We start from the raw sequence: 22231 nt of genomic DNA on the forward strand, positions 1-22231 counted from the left end.
TTTACCTCACGATGATCGCATCAAATTGGCAGCTTTCCTTGCAGGCGCCGCATCTCGTGCATTTATCAGGATCGATTTTGTGGGCCTGCTTCTTTTCGCCGGTCGCGGCCCCCACGGGACATACCTTCGCGCACAGGGTGCAGCCGGTACACTTTTTTGGGTCAACGCTGTACGTGATGAGCGACTTGCAGACACCCGCGGGACAGCGTTTTTCCTTGATATGCGCCTCGTACTCGTCACGGAAGTAACGGATCGTGCTGAGTACCGGGTTCGGGGCGCTGGTGCCGAGGGCGCACAGGGCGCCGTCCTTGATGCTGGCCGCAAGCGACTCGAGCAGCTCGATATCGCCTTCCCTGCCCTTCCCTTCGGTGATATCCACCAGGATTTCTTTCATCCGCTGCACGCCTTCCCGGCAGGGAACGCACTTGCCGCAGGATTCATTGGCCAGAAAGTTCGTAAAGTAGCGGGCCAGATCAACCATACAGGTGCCTTCATCCATGACGATCATGCCGCCGGAGCCCATCATGGAACCGACTTTGGTAAGTTCGTCATAGTCAACCGGCATATCGAGATAAGCCTCTGGGATGCAGCCGCCGGATGGCCCGCCGGTCTGAATCGCCTTGAATTTCCGGTTATTGAGAATACCGCCGCCAATATCGAAGACTATCTCGCGCAGCTTCGTTCCCATCGGCACCTCGACGAGGCCGGTATTGTTGATCTTGCCAACCAGCGAGAATATCTTCGTCCCCTTGCTGTGGTCGGTGCCGATCCCGGCGTACCAGTCGCCGCCGTTGTTGATGATAAACGGGACATTCGCCCATGTTTCCACGTTGTTGAGGTTTGTCGGCTTGTCGTAGAGCCCCTTTTCGGTGGCGTGGACATACTTGGCGCGCGGCTCGCCCGCCCTGCCCTCCAAAGAGGCAAACAACGCCGACGACTCGCCGCAGACAAAAGCGCCGCCGCCGCGATTCACCTTCAGGTCGAAGGAAAAACCACTGCCCAGAATGTTCTCGCCGAGGAGGCCAGCCTCCCGCGCCTGCTTGATCGCAATATTGATATTCTCAACGGCGAGCGGATATTCGTTGCGGACGTAGACATATCCCTCGTTCGACCCGATCGCATAGGCGCCGATGATCATCCCTTCCAGAACAAGGTGGGGGTTGCCTTCGAGCAGGCTGCGATCCATATAGGCGCCGGGGTCTCCTTCATCGGCGTTGCAGATCACATACTTGGGAGTCCCTGCCGCCTTGCTGGTCTCTTCCCATTTTCGGCCTGCCGGGAATCCTCCGCCGCCCCGCCCTCGCAGGTTCGCCGTTACGACCTCCCGGATGATCTCCCCGGGCTTCATCTTAAGTGCCTTGGCAAGGGCGCTGTAACCGTCAACAGCAAGATAATCCTCCATTTTTTTCGGATCGACCTTGCTGTTCATGCCGAAGACAGTTCTGGTCTGCCGCTTGTAGAACGGGACCTCATCCTCGTGGACATACTTCTCGCCGGTCTGGGGATTGGCATACAGCAGATTATCAATTATCTCCCCCTTCAGGAGCGTTTTTTCAATGATATCGCCCACGTCGCTAACGCCCACGTGCTGGTAGAAAATATTCTCCGGGGCAAGTATCACCATCGGCCCCCGCTCGCAGAAGCCGTGGCAGCCGGTCTTCCGAAAGTCGATTTTTACGGAGAGCCCGCGGCGGTCAAGCTCCTCGCGAAAGGCATCGGCCACGCTCATTGCCCCATGAGCAAGACATCCCGTGCCCACACAGATCGTAATGCGCTGCTGTTGGGAATCACGGGCGGCTTTGATTTTCTCCTGTAACTCTTTCAATTCACCGAAGGATTTAATTTTGCTCGTCATTGTATTTATACCTTCTTCCCTATTTTCTTGAGGAGCTTTGTCGATTTGGCGATGTTCATTTCCCCGTGATACTCGCCATCCACCACAACAATCGGCCCCAGGGCGCAAGCCCCGAGACAACCAACCGTCTCGAAAGAGAACTCTTGGTCCTCGGTCGTTTCGCCATCCTTGATCCCCAGCAGGGTGGTGATGTTGCTGGCGATAAACTCGGCGCCGCGCACATGACAGGCGGTGCCCATGCAGAGACTGATATGATGGCGGCCCTTCGGCTTCAGGCTGAAAGCCTTGTAAAACGTCGCGACTTCGTACACCCGGCTTACCGGAACGCCAAGATTAGCGCTAATTGCCAGCAGGGCATCCTTGGCAAGATAACCGAATTCCTTCTGGACGTCCTGCATGATGGGAACCAGGTAACTTCGGTCCCCGCCGTAACCTTGCACGATCTCCTTTACCTTTTCTTCCATTATCCTTCTACCTCGTCTATTATTTCCGAAGACACGTTCCGCTTGCTGCGGGCTTCGGGAAGAAGTCCCCTCCCCGCGGCCGCTATTTTTATGAACATTAAGCTACGCTTTATGAACATTAATCTACGATTTCACCTGTTCCCTGATCTCAGCGTGGGACTTGGAGCTCTCTATCTTGATCTTGAGCATCTCCCACTCGATATCGATTCTTTCCTGAATGACCTTTATCTGATCCGGGGTTACATGTCGGAATCGTCCCTGAGTCTTCATGTAATCCGCCACCGGCCGCCGTTTTTCCGGCACCGGCATGGTGAAACGGTACTTTCCGTCCTCAACCTCGTAAATGGGAAAAACCCCTGTCTCATAGGCAAGGCGGCCAAGTTGGATGCTCGTTTCCGACGGCGAGCGCCATCCTGTCGGGCAGGTAACCAGACAGTGGATGTACGCGGGACCCTTAACCTCACGGGCTTTTTTTACCTTGTTCATGAAATCGATCGGGTAGGCCGGCGAAGCCGTCGCCACATAGGGAATATTGTGCGCCACCATGATTTCCGTGACGTTTTTCTTCCAGACCTGATTGCCGGGGATTTTCTTGCCCGCCGGCGATGTCGTTGTCGAGGCCATAAACGGCGTCCCGCTGGAACGCTGGATGCCCGTATTCATATACGCCTCGTTGTCGAAGCAGACATAGAGCATATCGTGACCCCGCTCCATCGCCCCGGACAACGCCTGAAAACCGATGTCCATCGTCCCGCCGTCGCCGCCGATCGCAACGGATTTTACCCTTTTGTCCGGAATCTTTCCCTTGCGGCGCAGAGCCGTCAAGCCTGCCTCCACGCCGGAGCCAACCGCCGCGGCGCACGGAAACGCCACGTGTATCCAGGGGAGCCGCCAGGCTGTCGTGGGATAGAGGCTGGAGATAACCTCCATGCAACCGGTCGCATTGGTGATGACGGTATCCCTGCCCAAAGCCTTGCACATCAGGCGAATAGCCAGCGCCTCGGCGCAGCCTTGACAGGCGCGATGACCGGCACTGAAGAACTCCTCCTTGCTTACCAGCTTCGGGGCATAGAGATCAAAGTTTTCTATAATCAAAGGGCTGTTCGCTGCTTTATTCATTATCCCCTCACTCCATAAAATTCATAAGGTTCGGAAAGCTTCCCCGCGGCCGCCCTCTTTACCATATCAACAAAATCAATAACCTGTATATCCCGGCCGCCCAGCCCGATGATGAAATTCACTACAGCGGGGCGAGCAGGCTCATCATAAAGAGCGGAGCGGATTTCGGAAAAAACCGGCCCTCCCGGCCCGCCGAAAGATACCGCCCTGTCCATAACGGCAACCACCCGAATTCCCTTTACCGCCTTTTTAAGGTCTTCAAAAGGAAAGGGGCGCCACAGTTTGATCTTTACAAGACCAGCCTTTATTCCCTGCTGGCGCAGCTCGTCAACCGCAACCTCCGCGGTTTCCCCCATCGATCCCATCGTTACCATGGCCACGTCGGCATCTTCGGTCCGGTAAGTCTGCACCGGCTCATATTTGCGGCCGAACAGCTCTTCCCATTCCTTCCATACCTCCTTGATAACCGTGAGCGAGTTGACCAGGGCCGCGTCCTTTGACTTCTGCGCTTCCGCGAAGATCTCCGGCATCGCGAGGGTTCCCATCGAAACAGGCTTGTCCGGGTGCAGGGTCGCATAGGGGACATAAGGCGGCAAAAAACGATCCACCTCCTCCTGATCGGGCATAAAGAGCGGCTCGACCATGTGGGTGAGCTGAAAGCCGTCCATCATTACATCAACAGGCAACATCACGTCGCGGTGTTCGGCAACCTTGTAGGCCTGAATAACCATGTCCACCGCTTCCTGGCCGTTTTCCGAAAAGAAGGTGATCCAGCCGGTATCCCGCATCGGCATGATATCGCTGTGATCGTTCCAGATATTGATAGGGGAGGAAACTGCCCGGTTTGCCACGATCATGACGATCGGCAGCCTCATCCCCGAGGCAATCGGCATAATTTCGCTCATGTAGAGGAGCCCTTGGGAACTGGTTGCCGTGATCACGCGCGCGCCGGTCCCCGAGGCGCCGATAGCGGCGCTGAGGGCGGAATGCTCGCCTTCCACAGTGATAAAAGAGGCATCTACCCGTCCATCGTTGACGATATCGGAAAGATGCTCGGCAACGTGGGACTGAGGCGTGATGGGATATACGGCTGCCACCTCAAATCGGCACAGGGCGGCCGCCTCCGCCGCTGCAATTGCGACTTCAATTCCTATTCTTTTTCCCATTCCTTACCCCTCCTCATCCGCCATTGCAATGGCGCCTGTCCAGCACTCTTTCGCACAGATGCCGCACCCTTTGCAGTAGTCCAGATTGGCCTCAAAAAACCCGTCGGCATCTTCGGTTATGCAACCTTCAGGACAGTATATGTAACAAAGACCACACTTTATGCATTTAACCTTATCCCAAAGCGGGCGTTTCGCCCGCCAGCTTCCAGTATGATACTCCGAGGCGCTCCCCGGGCGGAAAACCATGCAGCCTGGGTTGATCTCCTGCCATGTTTCAGGCCATTTTTTGTCTGACATCGTGATACCTCAAGAATTATTTTTATCCTTCGTTGATAACCCTGACCTCTTCGTAGGCGCGCTTCGCGGCGGTCTGGTTTTTTACCGCTATTCTGCCGAATCTTTTCTTGATGGGCTCTTCGAGCGCGGACATCTTCACCACTCCGGTAATTTTGACTACGGCGCCAAGCATAGTCGTATTGGTAATGGGAACGCCCAGTTCCTCCCGCGCGATCCCGATGGCATCGCAAACAGCGATTTTACCTTCGAATTTGATATTGGCCCGGAGTTCTTCAAGACTTTTGGTCGTGTTGATAATCAACACGCCCGATCGCTTCAGCCCTTCCGCGACATCCACCATCGCAATCAGGCTTTCGTCAAGCACCACGACAACATCCGGGTTGTAGATTCCCGAACGGATTTTTATCTGCTTCTCATCCACCCGGTTAAAGGCGGCGACCGGCGCCCCGCGTCTCTCCGGACCGAAACTGGGGAACCCCTGGGCGAATCTTCCCTCGCCAATGGCCGACAGCGCCAGCAGTTCCACCGACGTTACCGCTCCCTGACCGCCTCTCCCATGCCATCTGATTTCTAACATTCGTCAAATCTCCCGTGTTAATTGGCTTTTTAAAATATCGGGCTGTCCCATATAATACTTGGCAAAATCTGTCAACAGCCGATTCATGTATTTCGCCTGAATTCGAGGCTCTTGGCAAGCGTCATCTTGTCCGTGTAGCGAAGGTCCCCCCCCATGGGAATGCCAAAGGCTATCCGGCTTACCTTAATATCCCGGTCTCTCAGCAGCCGGGAAATCAGCAGAGCGGTCGCCTCTCCGGATGTATCGGGATTGGTTGCCAGGATAACCTCTTTGATCGGCTGCCGGGAAACGCGCTCCAGCAGTTCCGCGATGCGCAGCTTGTCCGGCCCTATCCCGTCAAGCGGAGAGATCGCGCCGTGGAGGACATGATAAACCCCATGATACTCGCCGCTCCCCTCCAGCGCAATCAGCGAATCCGGATCCTCAACAACGCAGATGAGCGACTGATCGCGCCGCTGATCGGCGCAGATACCGCAGAGTTCCCCTTCCGCCAGATTGAAACAGGCGGAGCAGAAACGGATCTTGCGCTTGACATCGAGCAGACTCTCGGCAAAGAAGCGGACCTCCTCCTCCGAGGAGCGCAGCACATGGTTAGCCAGACGCGCCGCTGTCTTCTCGCCTATTCCGGGAAATTTGGCAAACTCTTTGATAAGGTTCTGTATGGGAAGTGCATAGCCTGACATGGAGCACCCTATGCCAGACCCGGGATCTGAAGACCGCCGGTTATCTTGCCCATCTCAGTTGCAGCGAGCTCCTGCGCCTTGCGAACCCCTTCGTTTACCGCCGCAACTATCAAATCCTGAAGCATCTCGACATCTTCTGGATTTACGACCTCTTTTTCGATCTTCAGCGAAAGAATCATGAACCTGCCGTTGACGGTGACCGAAACCATCCCGCCGCCCGCTGTTGCGTCCACGGTCCGTTCAGCCAGCTCCTCCTGCAGTTTCATGACGTTTTCCTGCATCTTCTTGGCCTGTTTCATTATGTTCCCAAAATTCTGCACCGATTTTACCTCCTTGCCTCCTGAAATAAGTTCTTCAAAATACCAGCCCCCACCAAAGCGACCAAGTTTTCTTTTTCGAGCGGGCGCCTTTTCAGCGCTCGGAGCGGTCATCCTGATCCAGGTCCTCATCCAACGGCGGCATCTCGGAAAGGGCTGCGGCAACCTCTTTATCGCGCACTTTCACTTCCTTTACCTCCGCGCCGGGAAAGACATCGAGAATCTTCCGAACCAGCGGATGAGAGAGCGCCTCACGCCGGATTTCCCTGTTGTGATTATTTTTTTCCGCCAGGTTATTTCCCTTGGGCGCGTTTCCCCCGTTTGCCGATATGACAGTTTCTATCTCCAGCTTTGTTTCCCTTTGCCAAAACTGCCGGCAGTAACCGGCCAGTTTATCCTTGCGCTTAACAACATCGTTGTAGAAAAGGTACCCTTTTTCAAAACCGATCCGGAGAATCCCCTCTTCGCAGCAAAGGCATTGACCCTGCTGGAGCTTTGCGGAAAGGGCAGGTTCATGCTCTTTAAGGAACTCCCTGAAGCCTTCCCATCCCTTCCCCACATTCAGACCTCCACCTGCCTGCCCGGCGTTCGGGCTTGGCATAATTCCTTCTCTTTCATCACCCGCAACACCAACGCCATAGGCAGGGCGCTCCTCCCTTGCGGCCGGCGCCGAGGGTGAACCATATCTTTCTGCAAGGGCTCCCCCGCGGGCCTCCCTGCGCGGGGAAGAAACGGCGCCAATCTTTTCTGTTCCTCCGCCCAGGCGAATTTCCAGCCCTTCCATCCTCTCAATGAGCGCTTCCAGCGGGATGATCTTTTCCAGATATGCCATCCGGCAGAGCACCGCCTCCAGATTCAGGCGGGGGTTCTGACTCCGGCGCACATTCTCCTCCTCGGCCATCAGCAGCTCCAGGAGGCGCTGCAGGGTTCCCGCTTCCTGCCCCTCGGTCTGCTGTCGCAGGCGAGCCGTCTCTTCCATGGGGATGTCGATCAGGGCGTCGTTGTCGTTTACAATTTTCACGAGCAGCAGGTTGCGGAAATGGTTCAGCAGGGTTTGATAAAAATAACGCATATCGAGGCCGTAATAGTAGGCCTCGTCGATGATTTTCAGACAGCGGCCGGCATCCCTGGCCAGCACCGCCTCGGATAAAGCCAGCAGAAAGCGGCGATCGGAACGGCCGATAATTTCCTCTACCGCCTCATCTTTGATCGCGCTGCCCGCGTATGAAATAACCTGATCGAAGATGCTCTGGGAATCGCGCAGACTGCCATCGCCCGCCTCGGCAATCCAGGCAAGGGCGCTGTCGCTGACGTCGATAGTTTCCGTGGCCGCTATCCATCGGAGATTTTCTTTGATCTGCTTCTGGGAAATCCTTCGGAAGTCGAAACACTGACAGCGGGAGCGGATCGTGGCCGGCACCTTGTTCGTCTCTGTGGTCGCGAAGATAAAAATAACATGAGCAGGAGGCTCCTCCAGGGTTTTAAGCAGCGCGTTAAACGCCTCCCTGGTGAGCATGTGCACCTCGTCGATGATGTAAATCTTGTAGCGGCCGGAAGCGGCGGCGAATTTGACATTTTCCCGCAGTTCGCGAATTTCGTCTATCCCCCGGTTGGAGGCGCCGTCTATTTCCCGGACATCGATGGCGTTTCCGTTCGTGATTTCCCGGCAATGGACGCATTCGTTGCAGGGCGTCGGGGTCGGCCCGGTTTCGCAGTTAAGGGCCTTCGCGAGTATCCGGGCAACCGACGTCTTGCCTACCCCGCGTGGCCCGCTGAAGAGAAAGGCGTGGGCAATGCGATTTTGGGAAACCGCATTTTGCAGCGTCCTGACGACGTGCTCCTGCCCTGTTACCTCTTCAAATTTCTGGGGGCGGCACTTTCGTGCCAGAACGCGGTATTCCTGCACAAACGCTCCTGTAAAAAAACGGATGAATAGGGATAGCCGGGTTTATCCGCAGCACACGCCGGTGACTGCTGCCGCTGCTTCCTTCCGGACCTGACGGGGTTAACAGGCCGCCGTCGCACGGGACCCGGCTATCTTTCTGGCAAGAAGGGGCCTGGAAGCCCCTTGATTATCATGGCGGAGAGAGCGGGATTCGAACCCGCGGTACACCTTTGTGGGCGCACACACGATTTCCAGTCGTGCTCCTTCAGCCGCTCGGACATCTCTCCATGTTTTTCCCGGCCAATAATTTTGCCCTTATATGAGCTTAACAATCTGTCTGTCAAGAAATTTGTCGCTGCCGGGCAGCCGTGCTGTAAATTGTAGTCATAGTGAGAATAAATATTACTCTGACCCCAATTTACAATTTACCGAAAAAAGGTTTTGCTTTTTTGTCCTTTTGTGGCATATTCCCCCGCCGACAATTGTTGCTGGATATAAAATAAGCTGAATAACAACAATATTTTTAAGCACATCTAAATGATGTAGATGCATATATGCGTTATCCGTTTTGATCGTTCGTTGAACCTGTTAGGCATGGTGGTAAACAAACCTTAAAAAACATGACGGGAGAATTAGCATGGGATTACAAATGAGCGCTGTGGAAATTATTGCAATAATCATCTTTCTGGCAACAATTACAGTAGTTATCACGGGTTGGTTCGACAGCGTGATCGCGGCTCTCCTGGGAGTCGTGGCCATGATCTGTTTCGGGGTCATGACGGACATCGACGCCTTCAAGTTTGTCGATTGGAACGTGATCGCCATCCTGCTTGCCATCTGGACCATCTCCGGATTTTTCGGAAGATCAGGCGTTCCCGCGTACCTGTCAGCCGTCGTGTTGAAGCTGTCCCGCGGTAATGTTCCACTGTTTGTAGTCAGCGTCGGCGCCCTGGCAGGCCTCGTTTCGATGCTCATTGATAATGTTGTGGTCGTCCTGATGTTCGCCCCTGTCATCTTCCATGCCTGCCGGCGCTTCAAGCTTCCCGCCTTCGGGCCAGTTCTTTTCATGGGACTCTGCGCGAATTTCATGGGAACAGCGATGCTTCTGGGAGATCTGCCCCCGCAGATGCTCCACAGTGTTGCCAAGATTGAGTTCTCGGGTTTTATCTGGTTCATGGGAAGGCCCTCTTCCTTTTTCATCCTGCTGATTGCCTATATCATCACCTGCGCCTTCTTCTACTGGAAATTCAAGAAGGACTTCTCCGCGATCAAAATGGATATCTCTTCCATGGAAAATGAGAACCCCCTTGATTACATCAAGGATAAGCCCTTCGCGATAATCTCCTGCGGAATTTTTATTCTGACCATCCTGGCCATGGCCTTCCGGGAGAAATTTGGTTTTCACCTGGGGTTCATCGCCATGTGGGGCGCTCTGGCCAGCATCCTGTTTTTCACGATTTTCAAGGATCGCTTCACAGTGGAAATCCCCGATGTTGAGGAAATCCTCAAGGAACTCGACTGGCGCGCCATTTTCTTTTATGTCTCACTGTTTGCGCTGGTCGGCGGCCTTGATCACGCCGGCGTGATCAAGGTTATCGCGGCGGCGATTACCCCGATGATCAAAGAGAGTCTGGTAGTAGGCAGCTCTGTCGTTTACTGGGTCACGGCGCCCATCGTGGGTTTGGTCGAGCACGACGCCTACATCCTGACGATGCTTTATGTCATTCGCGACCTCGGCGCCGAGGGGATAAATCCCTGGCCTCTTTACTGGATGCTGCTTTGGGCGGGCACGCTGGGAAGCAACCTGACGATAGCCGGCGCCCCCGCCTTGTTCGTCGCAAAAAATCTCGCCGACAAAGAAGACCAGCGCCGGAGCACTTTGAAGGAGTTTTTGAGCATCTCTACGCCTTATGTGCTGATTTCCCTCCTTTCCTGTTACGTGCCCGCAATGCTCGTCTGGGTGCTGCCGTTTGCCAAATAGTCTTTCTGAAAAGTTTTATAGTATTTTGATCTTGACAGGAGGAGACAACTGATATAGATGTTGCATCCCAAAATATATGAAGGAGGAAGTTTTTTTGGCTACACATAAATCTGCTGAAAAAAGAGACAGGCAGGACGTTAAACGTCTTGAACGCAACAGGGCGGTTAAAGCGAGCGTTAAAACCGCGATCAAGGCCGCGAGGGAAAACATCGGCGCGGGTAACGGCGAAAAGGCTGCGGCTTCTTTGGCAAAAGTCATTCCCGTTATCGCCAAAGCGGCGGCCCGGGGGACGATTCACAAAAACAACGCCGCCCGCAAGATTTCCCGCCTGACCAAACTCGCAAACGCCGTTAAAGCCTGATTTTTAGAAATTTGACATCATCATCTGATACGCCCTCTCGGCTGAGTCCCCCGCCAGTTTGAGAAGGGCGTTTTTTCTGTTTTTTTCCGTCAAGGCCATGTTGGCGACAAGGTAATCGCCTGTCCCAGTTACCGCCCGGTTTTCCCAGATGAGGCGGCCGCTGGCCCGTTCTTCAAAGATAACTGACATCCCGACAGTCATCCGTTCTTCCGCCGCAAGGTTTGATGACTTGTAGGAAAGGGGCGAGATCTGAATGCTGTTGACGCTCCCTCGGCAGATAACATCTGCTTTGTCCCTGCTTTCAGTCAGTTGAAAACGGCCCTCCTGCACAAAGCGATTGATAAACGCGCTGCGAACGATGTTTCCGGCATAGGCCTCGCTCGTTTTATTGACAAATCCCTCCACAAAAAAGGTCCGCAGATGCGGGAGGTTCACTTCCTCTCCACCCGGAAAATGGTATCCGCAACCGGCCAAAATCAACAAGGCCAGGAATATCAGGAAGCTGTTTCTAACAATCCGGGGGAAAATATTCACTGTTGCGAACCTCATGGCGGCTGTTTTCTACCCTGCGACTACGATGTTTACCAACTTCTTCGGCACATAAACCACCTTGACGATTTTCTTGCCGCTGGTAAGGCCGACAATCCGCTCCTCGGCAAGGGAAAGCGATTTGATTGCATCTTCCTCCTCATCGGCGGCCACGGTTATCCGGCTGCGCACCTTGCCGTTGATCTGAAGCACGATCGTGATTTTTTCCTCGGAGGCGACCCCATGATCGAACTCAGGCCAGGCTGCGTCTAAAAGCGGCCCCTTTCCCCCGATCATGGCCCAGAGCTCTTCCGTGACATGGGGGACAATCGGGGCAAGGAGGGTAATGACCGCCTCCACCGTCTCCCGGACAACGGCAAAGCCCGTTTGATCATCTTTGGGAGGCCGCGGCAATTGATACAGGGCATTGACCAGTTCCATTACGGAGCTGATCGCGGTGTTGAAATGGAATCGCTCTTCAATATCGGCGGTCACCTTGCGGATCGTCTGATGGGTCTTGCGGCGCAGCGCCTTGAGCTCCCCTGCAAGCGGCTGTTTCCCGTCGAACGGCTTGACATCCTTGATATCATCGAGATAATCGCCGATGATTCTCCATATCCTGTTGAGGAAACGGAAACCTCCCTCCACCCCCTGGTCGCTCCATTCGAGATCCTTCTCCGGGGGCGACGCAAAAAGGCAAAAGACCCGTACCGTATCGGCGCCGTAGGTGTTGATCAGGTAATCGGGATCGACGACGTTCTTCAGCGACTTCGACATCTTTTCCGTCTTGCCGATTGCCACATCCTGGCCGCAATGGGTGCATTTTCCTTCCTTGACCTCTTCGGGGAAAAGATAGCCGTGCGTCGGGCAGCGCATTGTCTCCTTGCAGACCATTCCCTGGGTCAGCATGTTGGTGAACGGTTCGTCAACGCCCACTACGCCGAAATCCCTCAGCATCTTCGTATAGAAGCGTGAGTAGAGCAGGTGCAGGATCGCGTGCTCTATCCCACCTATGTACTGATCAACCGGCATCCAGTAGTCTATTTTTTTTCTGTCCAGCCCCGGTTTGACGTCATGATCGGCGCTGCAGAACCGCTCAAAATACCAGGATGACTCGACAAAGGTGTCCATCGTATCGGTTTCGCGCCGGGCCGGTTTGCCGCAGCGGGGACAGGTCGTTTCGACAAAAGACTGGTGCTTGGCAAGGGGAGAGCCTCCCTCGCCGCTGAATTCCACATCCATCGGCAGCACCACCGGTAGCTCCTCCTCTGGCACCGGCACAACCCCGCAATCTGCACAGTTGATCATTGGGATCGGGGCGCCCCAGTAACGCTGGCGGGAGATTCCCCAGTCCCGCAGGCGGTACTGGATCGTCTTTTTGCCCCGGCCGAGCCCCTCCAGATGAGCGGCAATCGCCTCAAGAGCCGAGCGGTTCCCCATTCCGTCAAAATGGCCGGAGTTCACCAGCACGCCGTCCCCGTCGTAGGCCTCCGTCATTGTTTGAACGTTCAGTGTGCGATCCGGGGGCTGGATGACAACGATCAGCGGCAGGTCATATTTTCGGGCAAATTCGAAGTCGCGCTGATCGTGGGTAGGAACGGCCATAACGCAGCCGGTGCCGTAATCGGCCAGAACAAAGTTTGCCGCATAGATCGGCATCTTTCGTCCTGTGACGGGGTTCAGGCAGTGGCTGTCCAAAAAAACGCCCTCTTTTTCGTAGTAGTCAGAGGTGCGCATCTTCTTGTCCTGCTTCTTTATTTTCTCAACAAAAGCGAGCACCGCCGCTTCATTCGGCTTGCCGTGGGCCAGCTCAAGAACCAGTGGATTCTCCGCCGCGACAAGCATGAACGTGGCGCCGTAAATGGTATCCTGGCGGGTAGTAAATATCTTGATCTCGCCGTCGCCTTCGGCCATCGGGAAAGAGGCCTCGCAACCGTAGCTTTTGCCGATCCAGTTTTTCTGCATCGCCATCACCCGCTCCGGCCAGCCGGGAAGCTTGTCGCAGTAATCAAGCAGCTCCTCGATATAATTGGTAATCCGGAAAAACCACTGTTTCAGATACCGCTCATTAACCTCGGAGCCGCAGCGCCAGCAGCACCCGGACTCGACCTGTTCATTGGCAAGCACCGTCTGACATTGCGGGCACCAGTTCACGGTGGAGTCCTTCTGGTAGGCAAGTCCTTTTTCGTACATCCACAAGAAGAAGAGCTGCTCCCATTTGTAGTATTCCGGCTCGCAGGTCGCCAGCTCCCGGTCCCAATCATAGCTGAAACCCATTCGCTTCAGTTCCCGCTTCATGTTTTTTATATTGTCGTGCGTCCAGACGGAAGGGTGGATGTTGCGTTCGATGGCGGCGTTCTCCGCCGGAAGGCCGAAGGCGTCCCACCCCATCGGATGGAGAACGTTGTAGCCCCGCATCCGCTTGTACCGGGCCACGACATCGCCGATTGTGTAGTTGCGCACATGGCCGATATGGATCCGCCCGGAGGGATAGGGAAACATCTCGAGCAGATAGTACTTCTTTTTATCAGGATCTTCCGTTACCTTGAAGAGCTGCTCATCCTCCCAGCTTTTTTGCCACTTCTCTTCTATTTCCTTGGGATTGTATTTTATTTCCATCAAATCGCTCCGATAAATATGTCAATTCCCGCCTTCGCTGCCGCCCGCTTCGTTTTTGCCGGGCAATTTTTCGTAGAGGGCGTCCAGAATGCCATTAATGAACGACCCCGAATTTTCCGAGCCATAGATCTTGCCGAGATCAATGGCCTCGTTCAACGCCACCTTCGGCGGGACCTCGGGGCAAAACAGCAGTTCATAAATGGCCATCCGCAGGATGCTCTTATCGACGCGCGACATCCGGCCAATTGACCAATTCTCGGAATTGCCGCTGATCAGCCTGTCGATTTCCAGCCGGTTTTTCCAGGCGCCTTCGACAAGCTCATTGGAAAATCTTCTTATTTCTTCCGACATTTCTCCGGAGGCATTGTCAAAATTGGCCCAAAAAAGGGCAATCGCATCGCCCAGCTCGCCCTCATGGGTGTCTAAACCATAAAGAATTTGAAGCGCTATCTCCCTTGACTTCCGCCTTTTGTGCATTCGTTCCTCTAACTTAGCTGGTCTGGTCCGAGAAATCTGTATAACTGGTTCAGACGGACAGGTTTCTGAACAGATCAACCATTTCTATGGCAGACATGGCTGCATCCCAGCCCTTGTTTCCCATCTTGGCGCCGGCTCGTTCAATGGCCTGCTCGATGGTGTCCGTGGTCAGAACTCCAAAGGAAATCGGCACTTCCGTCTCCAGACCGACCATGGCGATTCCTTTGGCAACCTCGGAACTTATGTACTCAAAATGGGGGGTGGCGCCCCGGATGACGGCGCCCAGACAGATAACGGCGTCGTATTTGCCGCTTTTTGCCATCTTTTTTGCGGCAAGCGGCAATTCAAAGGCGCCGGGCACCCGTACGATCCTTATATCCTTTTCCTCCCCGCCCGCTCTTGTAATTGCGTCTATCGCCCCATCAATCAGGCGAGCGCTGATAAAATCGTTGAACCGACTGGCCGCGATTCCAAATCGCATTCCCTTTGCAACTATCTTTCCCTCAATAATTTCCGGCATCTTTCTTCTCCTTTGCATAGGAAAGGTTTCTTTCTACAACTCCAGAATATGTCCCATCTTGTTTTTTTTGGTCTGAAGATATTTAATATTATTGTCATTCGGCTTTATCTCGATCGGCACCCGTTCGGTGACGGTGAGTCCGTATCCATCAAGACCGACGATCTTTTTGGGGTTATTGGTCATCAGGCGCATCTTCCTCACCCCCAGATCGGCGAGGATCTGGGCGCCGATTCCATAATCCCGCAGATCCTCTTTAAAGCCAAGGCTGATATTGGCCTCCACCGTGTCGAGACCCTGGTCCTGAAGGTTGTACGCCTTCATTTTATTGACCAGGCCAATTCCCCGGCCCTCCTGGTGCATATAGACAATCACCCCTTTGCCGGCATCATCGATCATCTGCATTGCCCGGTGCAGTTGGTCGCCGCAATCACACCGCTCGGAACCGAAGACATCGCCGGTCAGACACTCCGAATGCACCCGCACGAGCACCTCATCCTCGGGTTTTATCTCCCCTTTCACCAGCGCCACGTGCTGTATGTCGTCAACATCATTCTCATAAACGATAACTTTGAAAATACCTCCGTACCGTGTCGGAACCGTGGCCGTCGCCGCCCGGCGGATAAGGGATTCGTGCTGCATCCGGAAGTCGATCAGATCCTTGATCGTGACAATCTTGAGGCTGAACTCCCTGGCAAAGTTCTCCAGATCCGGCATCCTTGCCATCGTGCCGTCATCCTTCATAATCTCGCAAATAACTCCGGCCGGCTTCAGGCCGGCAAGCCGGGCCAGATCAACGGAACCTTCTGTCTGGCCGGTGCGAACCAGCACCCCTCCCTTGCGGGCGCGGATCGGGAAAATATGCCCGGGACTGACAAGGTCGTCCGACTTCGCATTGTCGGCAACCGCGGCCAGGATTGTCGTCGCGCGATCCGCCGCCGAGATGCCCGTTGTCACCCCCTGTTTGGCCTCGATGGAGACGGTAAAGGCGGTATTGAAACGGGAACGGTTATCCCTGACCATCGCCGGCAGGCGCAGGTTATCGGCCGCTTCCTCGGTAAGGGTCAGACAGATCAACCCCCTGCCGTAGCGGGCCATGAAGTTGATCGCCTCCGCCGTGACAAATTCCGCCGCCATGAACAGATCGCCCTCGTTTTCACGATCCTCGTCATCCACCAGGATAACCATCTTGCCGCTGCGGATATCAACCATTGCCTCTTTGATGCTGCTTACACCCATGATATCTCCTCTGAAATTATCTCAGCCCCGCCCGTTAAATTATCAGGCCGGAAGCTTGATTTGCCTGTCATTCCCTTTATTTTATAAACCCGGAACGGGACAGCATTTCCAGGCTGATTCCCTCTTTTGCTCCCTCTTCCGGCGGAACCGCATCGCCCCGGTTGCTGCCGCTTGCAAGCTTCTCTATGTATCTGGCGATGATGTCGGTTTCAATGTTGACGTCATCCCCTCCCTTTTTTATCCCGAGCGTTGTCCCGGCGGCTGTATGCGGGATGACGTTAACATAAAATCTGTCTTTTTCACAGCGATTGACGGTAAGGCTGATGCCGTCCACGGTGATCGACCCTTTAACCACGACATACCGGGCCAGTTCGGGACTAATTGCAAACCCGAAGAGCAGAGACCCGGAACGGGGCGTTTTCTCGATTATTTTTCCTGTCCCATCGACATGGCCAAGGACAATGTGCCCTCCCAGACGGTCGCTTAACCGCAGCGCCTTTTCGAGATTTACCTGTCGTCCCGGTTGCAGATTGCGGAGGGTTGTTTTGGCCAGCGTTTCCGCGGAAACGTCCACCGTGAATGCCCGTCCGGAAATGGCGGTGACCGTCAGGCAGGCGCCGTTTACAGAAATGCTGTCCCCCGCCTTTACATCGTCAAGCGGCAACGCGGTTTCTATTTCCAGCAGGGCGTCCTCTCCCCGGCTCGCCATCCGCCGGACTGAACCCATCGCCTCAGTTATTCCCGTGAACAATATCATCACCCCGGATTGTTCTTCTTCTCCTTTTTATGAACACCAAGCTGCGCTTTATGGACATTAAGCGTCGCTTTTTTCTTGCGCAGAATATCCTTCAATTCGTCAAAAAAATCGCTTACATCGCGAAATTCCCGGTAAACCGAGGCGAAACGGACATAGGCGACGCCGTCGAGCTGCTGGAGCTCCTGCATGATCGTTTCGCCGATCACCTGAGAGGGAATCTCCTTGCCCGGAAATTCCTGGCAGACATGCTTGACATTTTCCACCACAGCCTCGATGGAATCCGTGCTTATCGGACGTTTCTCACAGGCCTTTTTAATCCCGGAGCTTATCTTCAGCGGGTCGAAGGGCTCCCGGCGGCCATCTTTTTTAACGACAACCGGCAGCATTTCCTCAACAAATTCGTGGGTTGTAAAACGCTTGCCGCAACCGAGACACTCCCGTCTGCGTCTTATTTCGTTTCCGTCCCGGCTGATTCTGGAGTCTGTAACCCGGTCTTCATAATAGCCGCAAAAAGGGCACTTCATCGCAGCGACACCTCAATCCCCGCTTCTGCCAACATCTCTTTCGCCAGAGGATCATGGTAGTCATTGCTGACTACAACGCGCACAACCCCGGCGTTAATCAGCATTTTTGCACAGATGCTGCACGGGTAGTTAGTGCAGTACAGGGTGGCGCCCTTCGTGCCGGCCCCATGCAGGGCGGCTTGAATAACGGCGTTTTGTTCAGCGTGCAGCCCCCGGCAGAGTTCATGACGCTCACCGGAAGGAACCTGACACTGCTCCCGCAGACACCCAACCTCGCCGCAGTGCCGGATCCCTGTGGGAGCGCCGTTGTATCCTGTGGAAAGGATAAACCGGTCGCGGACAAGCACGGCGCCTACATGGCGGCGCAGACAAGTCGAGCGTTTGGCAACAACTCCGGCGGTTTCCAGGAAGTAATCATCCCAAGGGGGACGTATGTTTTGCTGCTCTCTTTCCATCTGTGGCCACTGCCCTGTCTATTGGAAATCAACGGGGATTCCAATCAGCGATTATCCCTTATCCTTTGTGGATAGAGGGGGAAGCGTTCGCACAGAACGCTTACCTCCTGACGCACCTCGGCAAGCCGTTTTTCGTCGTGGATATTCTTCAGCACGGAGGTGAAGAACCCGGCAATCTGCTTCATCTCCGCTTCTTTCATTCCCCGCGTTGTCAGGGCGGGGGTTCCGATACGGATTCCGCTTGTTGTTTGCGCCCCCCTGGTGTCGTAGGGGATGCGGTTTTTATTGATGGTGATGCCGGCCCGGTCAAGGGCTTCCTGCGCCTCGCTTCCTGAGATGCCGACACTCGTTAAATCTACAAGCATCAAATGGTTATCGGTTCCGCCTGTCACTAAGCGAAAGCCATCCGCAAGCAGTTCGTCGGCAAGGGTTTTGGCATTTTTCAAGATCTGTCCCTGGTAGAGGCGAAACTCCTCGGTCAGGGCCTCTTTCATGGCTACCGCCTTGGCCGCGATAATATGCATCAGCGGACCTCCCTGCATGCCGGGGAAGATGCTTTCGTCCAATTTCTTCGCGTATTGCTTTTTGCAGAGGATAAGACCACCGCGGGGTCCGCGGAGGGTCTTGTGGGTGGTCATGGTCACGAACTCGCAGCACGGCACCGGGGAAGGATGAAGGCCGGCGGCAACCAGACCGCCGATGTGGGCGATATCGGCCAAAAGCAGCGCCCCGGTCTCATCGGCGATCTTCCGGAATTTTTCGTAATCGATAATCCGGGGATAGGCGCTGGCGCCGACCACGATGATCTTGGGCTGATGCTGCCGGTTCAGGGCGGCAACCTGATCGAAATCGATGGTTTCCGTTTCCCGGTCCACCCCGTAGAAAAAGCTCCTGTATAATTTCCCGGAAAAACTCACCGGGCTTCCATGCGACAGATGCCCGCCGTGGGAGAGGTCCATGCCCAGAATCGTATCTCCGGGCTTCAGAACCGTACAATAGACGGCCATGTTGGCCTGAACGCCGGCATGCGGCTGGACATTCGCGTGTTCGGCGCCGAAGAGTTTTTTGCTCCGGTCAATCGCAAGCTGCTCCACGATATCGACAAATTCGCACCCGCCGTAATACCGATGCCCTGGATATCCCTCGGCGTACTTGTTTGTCATAACGCTTCCCTGGGCCTCCAGCACCGCCTCGCTGACAAAATTCTCCGAGGCGATCATCTCCAGCTTCCCGGCCTGTCTTCTCGTTTCCCGGCTGATAGCGTCAGCGACTTCCGGGTCGGCCTGCATCAAATAGGACATCTGTCTTCTTTCCTCCCGCGATAATGAATATACGACGTTTTCCCGTTACAAGAACCGTTTTCCCATTTACGACCATCAACCAGTCGTTTTCTGCTCCCCTTGGGTTATCTTGTCTAAACGCCGTTTATGACGCCCCCCCTCAAAGGGCGTCTCGAGCCATGTCTGAAGAATTTTTGCGGCAGTCTCCGGATCGGTCTTTCTCCCGGCGAGCACAAGGATGTTGGAATCGTTGTGCAGGCGGCTCAGACGGGCCGTTTCCGGATCAAGACAAAGCGCGCCCCGGACGCCGGGAAAGCGGTTGGCGACAATCGACATCCCGATCCCGGAGCCGCAGATCATAATTCCCCGGGTAAAAAGCCCCGTTGAAACAGCCTCTGCAACCTTTTTACCGAAATCAGGGTAATCCACCGCTGCTTCACTGTCTGTGCCGACATCGGTCACGGAAAACCCGCGGCCTTCCAGAACCGGCTTGAGCGCCTCCTTCAGCACAAAGCCCGCATGATCCGCTCCAATTATGATCTTGTCAGCCGCCATAACTACCCCTCGAATTTTCTTAAGACAAGCACCGCATTTACCCCGCCGAAGCCGAAGGTGTTGGACATGGCGGTTTTAATGTTTATTTTTCTCGCCACGCCGGGGACATAGTCCAGATCACAGAGGGGGTCCGGGTTGTCGAGGTTGATCGTCGGCGGGACAAGCCCCTCGTTGATTGCCTTCAGGCAGAGAATCGCCTCCACAGCGCCGGTCGCGCCGAGCATATGGCCGGTCATCGATTTTGTCGAGCTGACCGGAATCTCTTTTGCGTACTCGCCAAAGACGGTTTTTATCGCCTCTGTCTCATAAGAGTCATTCAGATTCGTGGAGGTTCCGTGGGCGTTTATGTAATCAATTTTCGCGCCGTCGCTTTGCGCATCCGCCAGGGCTGCCCTCATGCAGCGGGCCGCGCCTTCGTGGCCCGGGGGCGGGGCAGCCATGTGGTAGGCGTCGCTGGTCAGTCCATAGCCGACGAGCTCTCCATGAATCCGCGCACCCCTTTTCAGCGCATGGGAAAGCTCCTCCAGAACGACCACCCCGGAACCCTCGCTGACAACAAAACCATCCCGATCAACATCGAAGGGACGGCTTGCCTTTTGCGGTTCTTCGTTCCTGGTGGAAATCGCCTGCATTGCGTTGAAGCCGGCGATGCAAAGCTCGGTGACCGCCGCTTCCGCTCCGCCGGCAATCATCGCGTCGGCATATCCGTCGGCAATAAGACGGGCGGCGTCGCCGATGGCGCAGGTGCCGGCGGAGCAGGCGGCAACGGGACAGTTGATCGGACCCTTGGCCCCGAATCTTATCGAAACATGACCGGCGGCAAGGTTGGACAGGACAGCCGGAATGGTGAAAGGCGATAGCCTGTGGAGCGGTCCCAGCAGCATCCCCTCTTTGGCCTTTTCTATCGTTGCCAGCCCCCCGATCGCCGAGCCAATAACGACCCCGGTGCGCTCGGCGTTGTCTTCCGCAATGATCAGCCCTGAATCGGCCATGGCCATAGTTGCGGCGGCGATCGCGTAGATTATAAAGCCGTCTAAACGCCGCACCTCTTTTCTGTTGAGATACTCCAGAGGGTTAAACCCCTTCAGTTCGCCGGCAATCTTTGTCTCTACATGCTTGACATCGAAGATCGTTATCCGGTCGATGCCGGATTTCCCCTGACAAATTCCCTGCCATGTCTCCGCCAGGTTATTGCCCAGCGGCGTCACTGCGCCCATCCCGGTAATGACTATCCTTCTTTTCAAAAGTCCCCCTTTTCTACTGTCCTGAGATCTGCAAAAATTCGGGGTTACCCGTTCCAGACAACGTTTTTGCTATGGAGAAATTCCGTAACATCCTTGATGGAACGGATCTTTTCGAGTTCGTTGTCGGCAATCTGAATGTTGAAGGTCTCCTCCATTTCCATGATCAGTTCGACCAGATCAAGTGAGTCTGCCCCCAAATCATCAATGAAAGACGCCTCGGGAACGCACTCCTCCCTTGTAACATTCAACTGCTCGGCAATAAGATCGATAATTTTCTCATCCAGTGTCATTGGAATTCTCCTTCTTCAATCAGGTTTTTCCCTTCCGGGACTTATTTCAGCTGCCATTTCAGGTTGTTTAGGCTGTTCAGCCTTAAGACTACAGACTGTTGTTCAGCGCTGCCGCTGTTTCTTCCAGCGAGTTCCGGTCCTCCCCGTTGAGGAGGCGAAACCGCCTGTCGATCCGCCTGATCAGCCCTGAAAGAATCCTTTTGGGCCCCAGTTCAACGATAGTATCGACATCCATTGCGGCCATTTTTAACACCGTATCCCGCCAGAGAACGGGGGTTCTTATCTGCCTTGCCAGAAGCCCCCCGGTCTGCCCGGCGGTGTGGAAGGCGGAAGGATCGCAATTCGGAATAACCGGGGGCGAACAATCCCGGAATTCCACTTCGGCCAGGGCGGAGGCAAACTTTTCGGCTGCCCCGGCAAGCAGACTGCAATGGCAGGGGACGCTTATCGGCAGAATGACAGCACGCGCGCCTTCCTTCTGCCCGGCGGCGGCTACCGCCGCTGCAATCGCGGCAGTATGACCGGAGATGACTATCTGCCCGGGGGAGTTTTCTATGGAAACCTCAACAATGCCACTGCCTTCGCTGGTAGTAACGCGGCATATCTCTTCCACATCGTTCCGTTCCAGCCCCATAATTGCCGCCATTGCCCCTTCGCCAACGGGAACGGCCTCCTGATGAAGCTGCGCCCGTTTCTTGACAAGCATTAGACAGCTCCGCAAATCCACCGCCCCGGCCGCATGCAACGCCGAATATTCACCCAGGCTATGGCCTGCCAGAACAACAGGCTTTTCCTCAACCATGCCGGAAAAAACCCGCCAGGCGGCAATCTCCACCGTAAGAATGGATGTCTGAGTATTAACGGTAAGATCAAGCAGTTCCTGGGGGCCCTTGAAACAAAGCTGCGCCATATCCGTGCCGAAAACATCCGATGCCTCAGCGAAAAGGTCCCGGACTGCCGGATATTCACGGTAGAGCTCCTCCCCCATTCCAGGATATTGAGAACCCTGTCCCGGAAAAACAAGCGCAAATCTGCCCATAA

At 54.9% G+C, this 22231-nt stretch carries 24 protein-coding genes, 1 tRNA gene and 1 other RNA gene; 2 read left to right on the top strand and 24 right to left on the bottom strand.

Translation table 11 applies throughout. The features are described 5' to 3' along the window. Position 1: 1 nt before the first annotated feature. From M0P74_05780 to M0P74_05830, 11 genes are all read right to left on the bottom strand, one after another. Positions 2-1855 carry an NADH-quinone oxidoreductase subunit NuoF gene (locus M0P74_05780; protein MCK9363094.1) on the bottom strand — a complete coding sequence of 618 codons (1854 nt, stop codon included), beginning with the start codon at positions 1853-1855 and terminating at the stop codon, positions 2-4. Positions 1856-1860: 5 nt separating this feature from the next. Further along, positions 1861-2319, bottom strand: coding sequence for an NADH-quinone oxidoreductase subunit NuoE (nuoE, locus tag M0P74_05785; protein MCK9363095.1), 459 nt, complete (start codon positions 2317-2319; stop codon positions 1861-1863). 123 nt (positions 2320-2442) lie between these two features. After that, positions 2443-3438, bottom strand: a complete 996-nt coding sequence (porB, locus tag M0P74_05790) for a pyruvate synthase subunit PorB (protein ID MCK9363096.1) — start codon at positions 3436-3438, stop codon at positions 2443-2445. Continuing rightward, positions 3438-4604 carry a pyruvate ferredoxin oxidoreductase gene (gene porA / locus M0P74_05795; protein ID MCK9363097.1) on the bottom strand — a complete coding sequence of 389 codons (1167 nt, stop codon included), beginning with the start codon at positions 4602-4604 and terminating at the stop codon, positions 3438-3440. Before porA ends, porB begins: the two co-directional genes overlap by 1 nt. Before the next feature lie 3 nt (positions 4605-4607). Next, positions 4608-4901: a 4Fe-4S binding protein gene (locus M0P74_05800; GenBank protein ID MCK9363098.1), complete on the bottom strand. Its 294-nt coding sequence runs from the start codon at positions 4899-4901 to the stop codon at positions 4608-4610. Positions 4902-4923: 22 nt separating this feature from the next. Next, a complete protein-coding gene (locus M0P74_05805) occupies positions 4924-5478 on the bottom strand; it encodes a 2-oxoacid:acceptor oxidoreductase family protein (GenBank protein MCK9363099.1) in 555 nt (184 codons plus the stop codon). A gap of 83 nt (positions 5479-5561) precedes the next feature. Then, the gene (gene recR, locus M0P74_05810) at positions 5562-6161 is read right to left on the bottom strand and encodes a recombination mediator RecR (GenBank protein ID MCK9363100.1); all 600 of its coding nucleotides are present in this window, start codon (positions 6159-6161) and stop codon (positions 5562-5564) included. Positions 6162-6169: 8 nt separating this feature from the next. Beyond that, positions 6170-6460: a YbaB/EbfC family nucleoid-associated protein gene (locus tag M0P74_05815; protein MCK9363101.1), complete on the bottom strand. Its 291-nt coding sequence runs from the start codon at positions 6458-6460 to the stop codon at positions 6170-6172. Between the two features lie 112 nt (positions 6461-6572). Continuing rightward, a complete protein-coding gene (gene dnaX / locus M0P74_05820; protein ID MCK9363102.1) occupies positions 6573-8384 on the bottom strand; it encodes a DNA polymerase III subunit gamma/tau in 1812 nt (603 codons plus the stop codon). Between the two features lie 31 nt (positions 8385-8415). Further along, positions 8416-8514, bottom strand: an RNA gene (ffs, locus tag M0P74_05825) — signal recognition particle sRNA small type. A gap of 42 nt (positions 8515-8556) precedes the next feature. Continuing rightward, a tRNA-Ser gene (locus M0P74_05830) sits at positions 8557-8650 on the bottom strand. 350 nt (positions 8651-9000) lie between these two features. Between M0P74_05830 and M0P74_05835 the strand changes: the two genes are divergently transcribed. Together M0P74_05835 and rpsT are read left to right on the top strand one after the other, a co-directional pair. After that, positions 9001-10344 (top strand): SLC13 family permease, encoded by a 1344-nt coding sequence (locus M0P74_05835; protein ID MCK9363103.1) that lies wholly within the window; start codon positions 9001-9003, stop codon positions 10342-10344. Between the two features lie 94 nt (positions 10345-10438). Next, positions 10439-10705, top strand: a complete 267-nt coding sequence (rpsT, locus tag M0P74_05840) for a 30S ribosomal protein S20 (GenBank protein MCK9363104.1) — start codon at positions 10439-10441, stop codon at positions 10703-10705. Between the two features lie 3 nt (positions 10706-10708). On the opposite strand, the gene lptE is transcribed toward rpsT, so the two are convergent. The 13 genes from lptE to fabD all read right to left on the bottom strand — a co-directional run bounded on the left by lptE (position 10709) and on the right by fabD (position 22229). Beyond that, positions 10709-11254 (bottom strand): LPS assembly lipoprotein LptE, encoded by a 546-nt coding sequence (gene lptE / locus M0P74_05845; GenBank protein ID MCK9363105.1) that lies wholly within the window; start codon positions 11252-11254, stop codon positions 10709-10711. A gap of 12 nt (positions 11255-11266) precedes the next feature. Beyond that, positions 11267-13852 carry a leucine--tRNA ligase gene (gene leuS, locus M0P74_05850; protein ID MCK9363106.1) on the bottom strand — a complete coding sequence of 862 codons (2586 nt, stop codon included), beginning with the start codon at positions 13850-13852 and terminating at the stop codon, positions 11267-11269. 21 nt (positions 13853-13873) lie between these two features. Further along, on the bottom strand, positions 13874-14329 hold the full coding sequence (gene nusB / locus M0P74_05855) for a transcription antitermination factor NusB (GenBank protein ID MCK9363107.1): 456 nt from the start codon (positions 14327-14329) through the stop codon (positions 13874-13876). A 49-nt stretch (positions 14330-14378) separates the two neighbouring features. Then, a complete protein-coding gene (gene ribE, locus M0P74_05860; GenBank protein ID MCK9363108.1) occupies positions 14379-14849 on the bottom strand; it encodes a 6,7-dimethyl-8-ribityllumazine synthase in 471 nt (156 codons plus the stop codon). Positions 14850-14882: 33 nt separating this feature from the next. Then, on the bottom strand, positions 14883-16085 hold the full coding sequence (locus tag M0P74_05865; protein MCK9363109.1) for a bifunctional 3,4-dihydroxy-2-butanone-4-phosphate synthase/GTP cyclohydrolase II: 1203 nt from the start codon (positions 16083-16085) through the stop codon (positions 14883-14885). Positions 16086-16161: 76 nt separating this feature from the next. Next, the gene (locus tag M0P74_05870; GenBank protein ID MCK9363110.1) at positions 16162-16842 is read right to left on the bottom strand and encodes a riboflavin synthase; all 681 of its coding nucleotides are present in this window, start codon (positions 16840-16842) and stop codon (positions 16162-16164) included. After that, the gene (gene nrdR / locus M0P74_05875) at positions 16842-17366 is read right to left on the bottom strand and encodes a transcriptional regulator NrdR (protein MCK9363111.1); all 525 of its coding nucleotides are present in this window, start codon (positions 17364-17366) and stop codon (positions 16842-16844) included. The genes M0P74_05870 and nrdR overlap by 1 nt, the downstream gene beginning before the upstream one ends. Next, entirely contained in the window at positions 17363-17821 is a 459-nt protein-coding gene (locus tag M0P74_05880; GenBank protein ID MCK9363112.1) for a cytidine/deoxycytidylate deaminase family protein, read from the bottom strand. Before M0P74_05880 ends, nrdR begins: the two co-directional genes overlap by 4 nt. Before the next feature lie 44 nt (positions 17822-17865). Then, on the bottom strand, positions 17866-19122 hold the full coding sequence (locus M0P74_05885) for a serine hydroxymethyltransferase (protein ID MCK9363113.1): 1257 nt from the start codon (positions 19120-19122) through the stop codon (positions 17866-17868). Positions 19123-19197: 75 nt separating this feature from the next. Then, positions 19198-19656 (bottom strand): ribose 5-phosphate isomerase B, encoded by a 459-nt coding sequence (gene rpiB, locus M0P74_05890; GenBank protein MCK9363114.1) that lies wholly within the window; start codon positions 19654-19656, stop codon positions 19198-19200. Positions 19657-19658: 2 nt separating this feature from the next. Continuing rightward, positions 19659-20900 (bottom strand): beta-ketoacyl-ACP synthase II, encoded by a 1242-nt coding sequence (gene fabF / locus M0P74_05895; GenBank protein ID MCK9363115.1) that lies wholly within the window; start codon positions 20898-20900, stop codon positions 19659-19661. Between the two features lie 44 nt (positions 20901-20944). Further along, positions 20945-21190, bottom strand: a complete 246-nt coding sequence (gene acpP / locus M0P74_05900) for an acyl carrier protein (GenBank protein MCK9363116.1) — start codon at positions 21188-21190, stop codon at positions 20945-20947. Positions 21191-21278: 88 nt separating this feature from the next. Further along, positions 21279-22229 carry an ACP S-malonyltransferase gene (fabD, locus tag M0P74_05905; protein MCK9363117.1) on the bottom strand — a complete coding sequence of 317 codons (951 nt, stop codon included), beginning with the start codon at positions 22227-22229 and terminating at the stop codon, positions 21279-21281. Positions 22230-22231: the final 2 nt, after the last annotated feature.

The sequence above is a fragment of the Syntrophales bacterium genome (assembly GCA_023229765.1).
In the GTDB taxonomy this organism is placed as follows: domain Bacteria; phylum Desulfobacterota; class Syntrophia; order Syntrophales; family UBA5619; genus DYTH01.